The sequence below is a fragment of the Pseudomonas sp. S3_E10 genome (genome assembly GCF_054667615.1).
In genome coordinates, this window is sequence record NZ_CP162743.1 from 1,869,857 (window position 1) to 1,882,459 (window position 12,603).

Consider the following 12,603-nt stretch of genomic DNA (forward strand, 5'->3'; position numbering starts at 1 on the left):
GCTGATTGCTCGCTGATGACAATTACAAACAAGGATCGGGATCGTCATGCGCCATACCACCGCTCTCTCCGCAATCTTTGCCACCAGCCTGCTGGCGGTGACCACCATGGGCCAAGCCGCCGACAAGAAGAGCCTGGTGTTCTGCTCCGAAGGCAGCCCGGCAGGCTTTGATACCGCGCAGTACACCACCGCCACCGACAACGATGCGGCCGAGCCGCTGTATAACCGCCTGGTCGAGTTTGAAAAAGGCGCGACCAACGTGATACCTGGCCTGGCGACCAAGTGGGATATTTCCGAAGACGGCCTGACCTACACCTTCCACCTGCGTGAAGGGGTGAAATTCCACAGCAACAAGGAGTTCAAGCCGACCCGGGACTTCAATGCCGACGACGTGCTGTTCACCTTCAACCGCATGCTGGACCCCGACCACCCGTTTCGTAAGGCCTACCCCACCGAGTTTCCGTACTTCAACGGGATGAGCCTGAACAAGAACATCGCCAAGGTCGAGAAGACCGACGCGCATACCGTGGTGATGACGCTGAACACGGTGGACGCCGCGTTCGTGCAGAACATCGCCATGAGCTTTGCGGCGATTCTTTCCGCCGAGTACGCCGAGCAGTTACTCAAGAGCGGCAAGCCCAGCGACATCAACCAGAAGCCGATCGGCACCGGCCCGTTCGTGTTCCAGCGCTACCAGAAAGACTCGCAGATCCGCTATGCGGGCAACAAACAGTACTGGGACCCGAGCCGGGTCCAACTCGATCAACTGATCTTCGCCATCAACACCGACGCCTCGGTGCGCGTGCAGAAACTCAAGGCCGGCGAATGCCAGGTGACCCTGCATCCGCGCCCGGCTGACGTCGATGCGCTCAAGGCCGACCCCAACCTGCAATTGCTGACCAAGCCGGGCTTTAACCTCGGTTACATCGCCTACAACGTGCGCCACAAGCCGTTCGATCAGCTCGAAGTGCGCCAGGCGCTGGACATGGCGGTGAACAAGCAGAGCATCCTGAACGCCGTGTACCAGGGCGCGGGGCAGTTGGCGGTCAACGCCATGCCGCCGACCCAGTGGTCCTACGACGACACCATCAAGGACGCCGCCTACAACCCGGAAAAAGCCAAGGAACTGCTCAAGGCCGCCGGCGTGAAGGAAGGCACCGAGATCACCCTGTGGGCGATGCCGGTACAACGTCCGTATAACCCCAACGCCAAGCTGATGGCCGAAATGCTGCAGAACGATTGGGCCAAGATCGGCCTGAAAGTGAAGATCGTCAGCTACGAGTGGGGCGAATACATCAAGCGCACCAAAAATGGTGAGCACGATGTCAGCCTGATCGGCTGGACCGGCGACAACGGTGACCCGGACAACTGGCTGGGCACCCTCTACAGCTGCGACGCCATCGGCGGGAACAACTACTCCATGTGGTGTGACCCGGCGTACGACAAGCTGATCAAGCAAGCCAAGGTCGTCACCGACCGTGAACAACGGACTGCTCTGTACAAACAGGCGCAGCAATTGCTCAAGCAGCAAGTGCCGATCACGCCTGTCGCCCACTCGACGGTCAACCAGCCGTTAAGCGCCAAAGTCGAAGGCTTCAAGGTAAGCCCCTTCGGCCGCAACGTGTTCTCGGGCGTCAGTATCACCCCATAAGAAAATAACCGGATGACAGCAGAGCCAAACGGCTCTGCGGCAAACGTGCAGCCTTTTATTGGGATTTTTCCTACAGCAAACGTTTGCAATAGCTTGAACGAGTTACACACCCAATAGCCGGTCCACCTAAAAAGACCGGCATAAAAAAGAGAACCAAAGGAGCTTCAACCCATGAAACTGAGCAGCAAAGCGCTTCTGGCCCTGGCCATCAGCAGCATCACGGCCACCGCCTATGCCGAACCCGCCAGCCAGGACTTCGTGCCTACCACACTGGCCGGCACCAGCGCGCAAAGCGAGGCCAAGGGCTTTATCGAAGACTTCACCCTGGGCGGCACCACACGTAACTGGTACTCCCACGAAAGCAAATACCGTGGCGGCACCTTCTCGTACACAAAACACGGCAAGACTGAAACCGACCGCAACCGTACCAACTGGGTACAAGGCACGATCCTCAACGCCAGCTCGGGTTTCACCCAAGGCACCGTGGGCGTGAAGACCGAAGTGGCGCTGTACAACGCGCTGGTTCTGGATCGCAGCAAGCGTGATATCAAGGGCGGTTCCAACCGCACCCTGGCCGGCTCGGACGGCGATGCAGTCGATCAGTGGAGCAAACTGGGCCTGGCCAACATGCAGTTCCGCGTGTCCAACACCACCCTGACCGCCGGTCGCCAGAACTTCAGCAGCGGCATCGTCGACACCATCGGCAACCGTGCGCTGCCTTCCAGCTTCCAGGGTGTGAGCTTCAACAGCGAAGAGTTCAGCAACCTGTCGTTCCAGGGCGGCATTTTCGATCGCGTTTCGCCGCGTACCGAACAGAGCCTGTCGAAATTCAGCTCCGAATACGGCAATGGCCAGACAACCGACAAGGTCAAGACCCTGGGCTTCAACTACCAGCCGTTCAAGAGCCTGAAAACCAGCGTGTTCGCGGCCAACGTCGAAGACTTCTGGAACCAGTACTACTTCGGCGCCACCCACGAACTGGGTGATGCACAGACCCTGGCACTGACCACCGGCCTGAACTACTACAAGACCACCGACACCGGCAGCAAGAAGATGGGCGACATCGACAACGATACCTACTCGTTGTCCCTGGGACTGACTCACCAGGCTCACAGCCTGACCTTCGCATACCAGGAAGTGAACGGTGACGAGTACTTCGACTACCTGCACGAAACCAACGGCATCTACCTGGCCAACTCCCTGACGTCCGACTTCAACAGCCCGAACGAGAAGTCGTTCCAGGTGGCCTACGCCATCAACATGGCCGAATACGGCGTGCCTGGCCTGAAGTTCAACGTCTACTCGGCACGCGGCTGGGGCATCGACGGTACTCACTACACCGGCACCGCCTACGGCGAAGCTGGCAAGTCGCGCAGCGACTTGCGTTTGATGGATGGCGAGAAACACCAGGAATACGGTGTAGGCGCGGCGTACGCCGTGCAGAGCGGGCCACTCAAGGCCACCGCGATTCGTGCCACCTACGTCGAACACCGTGGCAGCGCTCAACAGGCTGACGGCAACATCAAAGAGTTCCGTCTGGTCACCACCATCCCATTTAAAATTCTTTAATTAGCGCCAGGTAAACGGCGGGCTCAGGACGAGCCCGCCGTCTACGTTTTACTGGTCCCATCGATTGCAGAGGGTTCCGAATGAAAATGCTCCCGCTACAAGCCGCCATGGCTGCCGCGCTGTTGAGCGTGGCGATTGGCGTTTCGGCCAAACCACTGGTGGTCTGCACCGAAGCCAGCCCGGAAGGTTTTGACCCGGTTCTTTACACCACGGCCGTGACCGCTGACGCCGCCGCCGAAACCATGTTCAACCGCCTGGTGGACTTCAAGCCCGGCACCACCGAAGTGGTCCCCGCGCTGGCCAAAGACCTGCCAGAGATCAGCGCCGATGGGCTGACCTACACCTTCCACCTGCGTGACGACATCAAGTTCCACACCACCGACTACTTCAAACCCACGCGCAACCTGAATGCCGACGACGTGCTTTGGAGCTTCCAGCGCCAGCTGGACCCGAAACATCCGTGGCACAACAAGTCCAACGTGGGCTACCCGTACTTTGAAAGCATGGGCTTCAAGGAACTGCTCAAAAGCGTGGAGAAGACCGACGATCACACCGTCGTCTTTACCCTGACCCGTCCTGAAGCACCGTTTTTGGCCGACTTGGCCATGGCGTTCTCCTCGATCCACTCCGCCGAATACGCCGACCAATTGCTCAAGTCCGGCAAGACCGATGACCTGAACGCCAAGCCGGTCGGCACCGGGCCGTTTATCTTCATCCGCTACGCCAAGGACGCCCAGGTGCGCTTCAAGGCCAACCCGGAGTACTTCCGTGGCAAGCCGCCGGCCGATCCGCTGATCCTGGCGATCACCACCGACAACAACGTGCGCCTGCAGAAGCTCAAGGCCAACGAGTGCCAGGTCGCGCTGTATCCCAAGCCGGATGACATTCCGAGCATCAAGAAAGACCCGAACCTGAAAGTCGATGAACTGGCCGCAATGACCACCGCGTACACCGCGTTGAACACCACCCACAAGTACATGAGCGACGCGCGGGTGCGCCACGCGATCAACATCGCGTTCGATAAAAAGGGCTACAACGAATCGCTGTATGGCAAAGGCAACGCCGTCGACGCCACCGGCCCGTACCCACCGACCCTGCTGGGCTTCAGCGACAAGCTGAAAAACCCCGAGCGCGACCTCGCTAAGGCCCGTGCCCTGCTCAAGGAAGCCGGCGTACCGGAAGGCACCGAGTTCACCCTGTTCACCCGTAACGGCGGTGGGCCGACCAACCCCAACCCGCTGCTCGGCGCCCAGCGCATGCAGGCGGACCTGGCGCAGATCGGCCTGAAAGTGAATATCAAGGTCATGGAATGGGGCGAAATGCTCAAGCGTGCCAAAGCCGGCGAGCACGACATGGTCTCGGCCGGTTGGGCCGGTGATAACGGCGACCCGGACAACTTCCTCACGCCGAACCTGAGTTGCGACGCCGCCAAAAACGGCGAAAACTACGCCCGTTGGTGTAACAAAGAGTTTCAGGCCTTGATCGACAAGGCCCGCGCCGACGCTGAACCCCAGGAACGCGCCGCACTCTATCAACAAGCACTGGACGTTTTCGCCAAGGACCAACCCTGGATCCCCATGGCCTACCCGAAAATGTTTACCGCCATGCGTAAAAACGTCGAGGGGTATACCCAAAGCCCTCTGACCACCAATAACTTCGCCACTACCCAGGTGAAGTAAATAAGAAAAACGCTCGGCACCGCCCACAGGGACGGTGCCGGACCTGCCTAACCGGCTGATTGAGGTACACACCAAGATGTTTAGTTTTATTGCGCGCCGATTGGGGTTATTGATCCCCACGTTTTTCGGCATCACGTTGCTCACGTTTGCGTTGATACGCATGATCCCTGGCGACCCCGTCGAAGTCATGATGGGCGAGCGGCGCGTCGACCCCGAGATGCACGCACAGGCAATGGAACGCCTTGGCCTTAACAAGCCGTTGTATGCGCAGTACCTGGATTACGTCGGCAAGCTCGCCCAAGGCGACCTTGGCGAATCGCTGCGCACGCGCACCAGCGTATGGAGCGAGTTCACCGCCCTCTTCCCCGCGACCCTGGAACTGTCCATGGCCGCCCTGTTGTTCGCCGGCATCCTGGGCCTGTTGGCCGGGGTGATCGCGGCATTGAAACGAGGATCCCTGTTCGACCATGGGGTGATGGGCATCTCCCTGGCGGGCTATTCGATGCCGATCTTCTGGTGGGGCCTGATCCTGATCATGTTCTTCTCGGTGAGCCTGGGCTGGACCCCGGTTTCCGGGCGGATCGACCTGCTCTACGACATCGAGCCGCGCACCGGCTTCATGCTCATCGACACGCTGCTGGCTGACGAGCCGGACGCGTTCTTCGACGCCCTGCATCACTTGATCCTGCCGGCCATCGTGCTCGGCACCATCCCGCTGGCGGTGATCGCGCGGATGACCCGTTCGTCGATGCTCGAAGTGCTGCGCGAAGACTACATCCGCACCGCCAAGGCCAAGGGCCTTTCGCCGGCACGCGTGGTGTTCGTACACGGCCTGCGCAACGCGCTGATCCCGGTGCTCACCGTGGTCGGCCTGCAAGTCGGCACCCTGCTGGCAGGTGCGGTACTGACCGAAACGATCTTCTCGTGGCCCGGCATCGGCAAATGGCTGATCGAAGCCATTGGCGCGCGGGACTACCCGGTGGTGCAAAACGGCATTCTGCTGATCGCCTGCCTGGTGATCCTGGTGAACTTCGTGGTGGATATCCTCTACGGCTTCGCCAACCCACGCATCCGTCATCAGCGCTGAGATCATGACCATGACCACACCTACACAAGCGTCGGCAGTCGATCAAAGCCTGCTGTACCCGTCCCCGTACAAAGAATTCTGGCAAGCCTTCTCCAAGAACAAAGGCGCGGTTGCCGGCCTGCTGTTCATGCTGCTAATCGTGTTCTGCGCGATCTTCGCGCCATGGGTGGCACCGCATAACCCGAGCGAGCAGTACCGCGACTTCCTGCTCACCCCGCCGTCGTGGCTCGAAGGCGGGCAGATCCAGTTCCTGCTCGGCACCGACGAACTGGGCCGCGACCTGCTCTCGCGCCTGATCCAGGGCTCGCGCCTGTCGCTGCTGATCGGTTTGTCATCGGTAGTGATGTCGTTGATCCCGGGCATTCTGTTAGGCCTGTTCGCCGGGTTCTTCCCGCGCCTGCTCGGCCCGACCATCATGCGTCTGATGGACATCATGCTGGCCCTGCCGTCGCTGCTGCTGGCCGTGGCCATCGTCGCGATCCTCGGCCCTGGCCTGATCAACACCGTGATCGCCATCGCGATCGTGTCGTTGCCGTCCTATGTGCGCCTGACCCGCGCGGCCGTGATGGGCGAACTGAACCGCGACTACGTGACCGCCGCGCGCCTCGCCGGTGCCGGCCTGCCGCGCCTGATGTTCATCACCGTGTTGCCCAACTGCATGGCGCCGCTGATCGTACAGGCCACCTTGAGCTTCTCCTCGGCGATCCTCGACGCCGCGGCGCTGGGCTTCCTTGGCCTGGGCGTACAACCGCCAACGCCTGAGTGGGGCACCATGCTGGCCTCGGCCCGTGACTACATCGAACGCGCCTGGTGGGTGGTGAGCCTGCCTGGTTTGACTATTTTGCTCAGCGTGCTGGCAATCAACTTGATGGGTGACGGCCTGCGCGATGCGCTGGACCCGAAACTCAAGAACGCCGCCTGAGGAGATTCCCATGTCACTGTTAGAAATCAAGAATCTCAATGTGCGCTTCGGCGACAAAACCGCCGTGCCGGTGGTCGATGGCCTCGACCTGTCGGTCGACAAAGGCGAAGTCCTGGCCATCGTTGGCGAGTCGGGTTCGGGTAAGTCCGTGACCATGATGGCGCTGATGGGCCTGATCGAGCACCCCGGCATCGTCACCGCCGATGCGCTGACCTTCGACGGCAAGGACATGCTCAAGCTGAGCAACCGCCAGCGCCGCCAGATCGTCGGCAAAGACCTGGCGATGGTGTTCCAGGACCCGATGACCGCGCTGAACCCCAGCTACACCGTGGGTTTCCAGATTGAAGAAGTGTTGCGCCTGCACCTGAAGATGTCCGGCAAGCAAGCCCGCAAGCGCGCCATCGAACTGCTGGAAAAAGTCGAAATACCGGGCGCCGCCAGCCGCATGGACGCCTACCCGCACCAACTGTCCGGTGGTATGAGCCAACGCGTGGCCATTGCCATGGCGATTGCCGGCGAGCCGAAGCTATTGATCGCCGACGAACCGACCACAGCGTTGGACGTGACGATTCAAGCGCAGATCATGGACCTGCTGCTGGCCCTGCAAAAAGAGCAGAACATGGGCCTGGTGCTGATCACCCACGACCTTGCGGTCGTCGCGGAAACCGCCCAGCGCGTGTGCGTGATGTACGCCGGCCAAGCGGTGGAAGTCGGCCAGGTACCGCAACTGTTCGACATTCCGGCGCACCCGTACAGCGAAGCGTTGCTCAAGGCGATCCCCGAGCACAGCCTCGGCGCGACACGCCTGGCCACGTTGCCCGGCATCGTGCCCGGCCGTTACGACCGCCCGCAGGGCTGCCTGTTGTCGCCGCGTTGCCCGTATGTGCAGGAAAACTGCCGCACCCAGCGCCCCGGCCTTGATCCGAAAAGCAACAGCCTTGCGCGCTGCTTCTACCCCTTGAACCAGGAGGTGGCGTAATGGCCGTCGTTCTTACCGCCCGCGACCTTACCCGTCACTACGAAGTGTCCCGTGGCCTGTTCAAGGGCCATGCGTTGGTACGCGCGCTTAATGGTGTGTCATTTGAACTCGAAGCCGGCAAGACCCTTGCCGTGGTCGGCGAGTCGGGCTGCGGCAAATCCACCCTGGCCCGTGCGCTGACGCTGATCGAAGAGCCGTCTTCAGGCTCGCTGAAAATCGCCGGCCAGGAAGTCGCCGGCGCCGACAAGGCCCAGCGCAAGCAATTGCGCAAAGACGTGCAGATGGTGTTCCAGAGCCCCTACGCGTCGTTGAACCCGCGCCAGAAGGTCGGCGATCAACTCGGCGAGCCGCTGTTGATCAACACCAACCTGTCCGCCGCCGAACGCCGCGAGAAAGTGCAGGCGATGATGAAGCAGGTGGGCCTGCGCCCCGAGCATTATCAGCGCTACCCGCACATGTTCTCGGGTGGCCAGCGCCAACGCATCGCCCTCGCCCGCGCAATGATGCTGCAACCCAAAGTGCTGGTGGCGGATGAACCGACCTCGGCGCTGGACGTGTCGATCCAGGCCCAGGTGCTCAACCTGTTCATGGACCTGCAACAGGAGTTCAACACCGCCTACGTGTTCATCTCGCACAACCTGGCGGTGGTGCAACACGTGGCCGATGACGTGATGGTGATGTACCTCGGTCGCCCGGTGGAAGTCGGCCCCAAGGAAGACATCTACGCTCGTCCTTTGCACCCTTACACCCAGGCGCTGCTGTCGGCCACACCGACGATCCACCCGGACCCGAACAAACCGAAGATCAAAATCGTCGGCGAGTTGCCCAACCCACTGAACCCGCCGTCCGGCTGTGCTTTCCACAAGCGCTGCCCGTATGCGACGGCACGCTGCAGCACCGAGGAGCCGCAACTGCGCGCCTTGGACAACCGCCAGGTGGCTTGCCACTACGCGGAGCAGTTTGTGGCCTGACCGCCACAAAAAAGGCTCTGGGTTTTCAATCCAGAGCCTCTCTTGAGTTTTACAGCCCTTCCCATCAGGTTGCGCATCAGCCTGGCGGGAGGGGCTTTCTTTTTGGCGACTTAGCTATCGGATTCCCATGGCTACTGGAGATCAAAAAAAGTGGGAGAGGATCACCCCTCCCACTTTTTTGTTCAGCCGCGCTCAGGAATCAGTGGTGCTCGCGGGTCGCGCGGAATTTCACGTCCGGCCAACGCTCTTCCATCAATGCCAGGTTGACCCGTGTCGGGGCCAGGTAGGTCAGGTGGCCGCCGCCGTCCACCGCGAGGTTTTCCACGGCCTTGTTGGAGAACTCTTCCAGCTTCTTCTTATCGCCGCACTCGATCCAGCGCGCGGAGTACACGGTGATCGGCTCGTAGGAGCACTCGACCTTGTATTCCTCTTTCAGGCGGCTGGCCACCACATCGAACTGCAGCACACCGACGGCGCCGAGGATGATGTCGTTGCTGCGCTCGGGGAAGAACACCTGGGTGGCGCCCTCTTCCGCCAATTGCTGCAGGCCCTGGCGCAGTTGCTTGGATTTGAGCGGATCACGCAGGCGTACGCGGCGGAACAGTTCCGGGGCGAAGTGCGGGATACCGGTGAAGCCCAGCGCTTCGCCTTCGGTGAAGGTGTCGCCGATCTGGATGGTGCCGTGGTTGTGCAGGCCGATGATGTCGCCGGCAAACGCCTCTTCCAGTTGCTCACGCTCGGAGGAGAAAAACGTCAGGGCATCGCCGATGCGCACGTCCTTGCCGGTGCGCACGTGGCGCATCTTCATGCCTTTTTCGTATTTGCCGGAGCAGATGCGCATGAAGGCAATGCGGTCGCGGTGCTTGGGGTCCATGTTCGCCTGGATCTTGAACACGAAGCCGGTGAATTTTTCTTCGACCGGTTCCACCGTGCGCTCATTGGCGACACGGGCCAGGGGTTTCGGCGCCCAGTCCACGACGGCGTCGAGCACATGGTCGACACCGAAGTTGCCCAGGGCCGTCCCGAAGAACACCGGGGTCAACTGGCCGTCGAGGAATTCCTGCTGGTTGAACTCATGGCAGGCGCCCTGCACCAGTTCCAGTTGGTCGACAAAGCGGTCGTACTCGTCACCCAGGTGGGCGCGGGCTTCGTCCGAGTCGAGCTTCTCGATGATCTTGGTTTCGGTGCGTTCGTGACCGTGGCCGGCGGTGTAGACAATGATGTAGTCGTCGGCCAGGTGGTACACACCCTTGAAGTCGCGGTAGCAACCGATCGGCCAGGTGATCGGCGCGGCCTTGATTTTCAGGACCGCTTCGATTTCATCCAACAGCTCGATGGGGTCGCGGATGTCGCGGTCGAGTTTGTTGATGAAGCTGACGATCGGCGTGTCACGCAGACGGCACACGTCCATCAGCGCGATGGTGCGTGGCTCGACGCCCTTACCGCCGTCGAGGACCATCAAGGCCGAGTCCACCGCCGTGAGGGTACGGTAGGTGTCTTCGGAGAAGTCTTCGTGGCCCGGGGTGTCGAGCAGGTTGACCATGTGGTCGCGATACGGGAACTGCATGACCGACGTGGTAATGGAAATACCCCGCTGCTTCTCCATCTCCATCCAGTCGGATGTTGCATGGCGGTCGGATTTGCGCGACTTCACCGTGCCGGCCACAGCGATTGCCTTGCCCATCAGCAACAGCTTCTCGGTGATGGTGGTTTTACCGGCATCGGGGTGGGAAATAATGGCGAAAGTGCGGCGTTTCGCGACTTCGGCGGCCTGGTGGGTCATGGGAAATCGCCTGGCAGGTGAGTCAAAAAAGGGCGGCGAGTATAGCGCAAACGCGAGGTTACGGACCACCGTTGGGCCCATCAGGGGTGGCTAAATGCGCCCAAGTGTGGAACCTTTTAAAAGGTGGAGACGTCCACTCCCCTGCTACCGCACTCGGAACAGGGGCTGAAAAATCAGCAAGTTAGCCTTACGAGGCTGCGCTCATGGCTCGATACATACCGCGTTGCCGGTATCGACGAGCTGCTTTTCGCGACCACACTCAAAGGCAGCCAGCAATGGCATTGCCGCCGGAGAATGTGTTCGCCGACAAAAGAAAAAAGGAGTCCGCCTGTGGCTATTCGCTATGGCAAAGGGCTTATAGGAGGCGCGGTTGTCGTCGCGCTCCTGGCCCTGCTGGTCCACTGGATCGGCATCAACACGATCGAACTGTACCGCGACGATTTGTTGTTTTACCTGCAAGCACATTTGATCCTCGTTCTAACCTCCATGCTGGCGGCCCTCGTTGTGGGCATCCCCGCCGGTATCCTGCTCAGCCGACCGAACATGGTCGGGCGCGCAGAACGCTTCATGCAGATCTTCAACATCGGTAATACCGTCCCTCCCCTGGCCGTACTGGCCATCGCTCTCGGCGTCCTTGGCATCGGCAGTGGCCCGGCCATCTTCGCGCTGTTCCTTGCCTCCCTGCTGCCCATCGTGCGCAACACCTACGAAGGCCTGAAAAACGTTCAAGGTTCGCTCAAGGAAGCCGCCACCGGCATCGGCATGACGCCGCGCCAGGTGCTGTTTCGCGTGGAGTTGCCCAACGCGGTGCCGATCATCATCGGCGGTGTGCGCGTGGCCCTGGCGATTAACGTCGGCACCGCGCCGCTGGCCTTCCTGATTGGCGCCAACAGCCTGGGCAGCCTGATCTTCCCCGGCATCGCCCTGAACAATCAGCCGCAACTGCTGCTCGGCGCCGCGTGCACCGCATTGCTGGCATTGCTGCTCGACGGTTTGGTGACCATGGCCAGCCGCCTCTGGCTGGAGCGCGGAGTACGCGCGTCTTAAGGCTTGCCCAAGGAAATCACATGAAAAAACTAAGCTTGATATTAGGCTGCGCCCTGCTGCTTGCAGGCATTGCGCAAGCCGCCGAAAAACCCGTGATCCGTATCGGCGCCCGGGTGTTCACCGAACAGACCCTGCTCGCCGAAATCACGTCCCAGTACTTGCGTACCAAGGGCTACGATGCTCGCGTGACCGGCGGCCTGGGCAGCAACCTGGCGCGCAGTGCCCAGGAAAGCGGGCAACTGGATCTGATCTGGGAATACACCGGCGTGTCGTTGGTGGCCTACAACCACATCGATGAAAAACTCGACAGCGAACAGTCTTACGCCCGTGTGAAAGAACTCGACGCGAAAAAAGGCCTGGTCTGGCTGTCGCCGTCGCGTTTCAGCAACACCTACGCCCTGGCGCTGCCGGAGAAAGTCGCCGAGCAACATCCCGAGATCAACAGCATCAGCGACCTCACCAAGGCCATGACGCAAGACACCAAGGAACACCGCCTGGTGGCCCTGGACACTGAGTTCGCCAACCGCTCCGACGGCCTGGCCGGCATGGTCAAGCTGTACGACATGAACCTGACGCGCAAGAACACCCGGCAGATGGACGCTGGCCTGGTCTATACCGCGCTGCGTAACGGCCAGGTGTTCGCCGGTTTGGTCTACACCACCGACGGTCGCTTGAATGCGTTCAAATTGAAGCTGCTCGAAGACGACAAGCACTACTTCCCGGACTACACCGCAGCCCCCGTGATCCGCCAGGAATACCTGGACCAGCATCCGCAGCTGGCCGCCGAACTCAAGCCACTGGCCAACCTGTTCGACGATGAAACCATGCGCCAACTGAACGCTCGGGTCGACGTCGGCCATGAAAGCCCGTCCGCCGTTGCCGCCGACTTCCTGCGCCAACACCCCATCAACTAAA

The 12,603-nt window shown here is 60.8% G+C and carries 10 protein-coding genes; 9 read left to right on the forward strand and 1 reads right to left on the reverse strand.

The features are described 5' to 3' along the window. Nucleotides 1–106: 106 nt before the first annotated feature. The 7 genes from AB4N98_RS08405 (at nt 107) to AB4N98_RS08435 (ending at nt 8,858) form a co-directional block, all read left to right on the forward strand. Complete coding sequence (locus AB4N98_RS08405; protein ID WP_370737714.1) at nt 107–1,651, forward strand: ABC transporter substrate-binding protein; 1,545 nt, start codon at nt 107–109, stop codon at nt 1,649–1,651. Between the two features lie 171 nt (nt 1,652–1,822). Then, a complete protein-coding gene (locus AB4N98_RS08410; protein WP_017530131.1) occupies nt 1,823–3,220 on the forward strand; it encodes an OprD family outer membrane porin in 1,398 nt (465 codons plus the stop codon). Between the two features lie 80 nt (nt 3,221–3,300). Further along, the gene (locus tag AB4N98_RS08415) at nt 3,301–4,899 is read left to right on the forward strand and encodes an ABC transporter substrate-binding protein (protein WP_017530132.1); all 1,599 of its coding nucleotides are present in this window, start codon (nt 3,301–3,303) and stop codon (nt 4,897–4,899) included. 76 nt (nt 4,900–4,975) lie between these two features. Further along, complete coding sequence (locus AB4N98_RS08420; RefSeq protein ID WP_026067443.1) at nt 4,976–5,986, forward strand: ABC transporter permease subunit; 1,011 nt, start codon at nt 4,976–4,978, stop codon at nt 5,984–5,986. Between the two features lie 10 nt (nt 5,987–5,996). Continuing rightward, nucleotides 5,997–6,908, forward strand: coding sequence for an ABC transporter permease subunit (locus tag AB4N98_RS08425; protein ID WP_017530134.1), 912 nt, complete (start codon nt 5,997–5,999; stop codon nt 6,906–6,908). A 10-nt stretch (nt 6,909–6,918) separates the two neighbouring features. After that, nucleotides 6,919–7,887 (forward strand): ABC transporter ATP-binding protein, encoded by a 969-nt coding sequence (locus tag AB4N98_RS08430; protein WP_017530135.1) that lies wholly within the window; start codon nt 6,919–6,921, stop codon nt 7,885–7,887. Then, nucleotides 7,887–8,858, forward strand: coding sequence for a peptide ABC transporter ATP-binding protein (locus tag AB4N98_RS08435; RefSeq protein WP_017530136.1), 972 nt, complete (start codon nt 7,887–7,889; stop codon nt 8,856–8,858). The genes AB4N98_RS08430 and AB4N98_RS08435 overlap by 1 nt, the downstream gene beginning before the upstream one ends. 199 nt (nt 8,859–9,057) lie before the next feature. Here the strand turns inward: AB4N98_RS08435 and AB4N98_RS08440 are convergent, their stop codons facing one another. Beyond that, entirely contained in the window at nt 9,058–10,641 is a 1,584-nt protein-coding gene (locus AB4N98_RS08440; RefSeq protein WP_017530137.1) for a peptide chain release factor 3, read from the reverse strand. A gap of 294 nt (nt 10,642–10,935) precedes the next feature. Between AB4N98_RS08440 and AB4N98_RS08445 the strand changes: the two genes are divergently transcribed. Together AB4N98_RS08445 and AB4N98_RS08450 are read left to right on the forward strand one after the other, a co-directional pair. Continuing rightward, nucleotides 10,936–11,688 carry an ABC transporter permease gene (locus AB4N98_RS08445; protein ID WP_440447073.1) on the forward strand — a complete coding sequence of 251 codons (753 nt, stop codon included), beginning with the start codon at nt 10,936–10,938 and terminating at the stop codon, nt 11,686–11,688. Nucleotides 11,689–11,708: 20 nt separating this feature from the next. Beyond that, entirely contained in the window at nt 11,709–12,602 is an 894-nt protein-coding gene (locus tag AB4N98_RS08450; RefSeq protein ID WP_017530139.1) for a glycine betaine ABC transporter substrate-binding protein, read from the forward strand. Nucleotide 12,603: the final 1 nt, after the last annotated feature.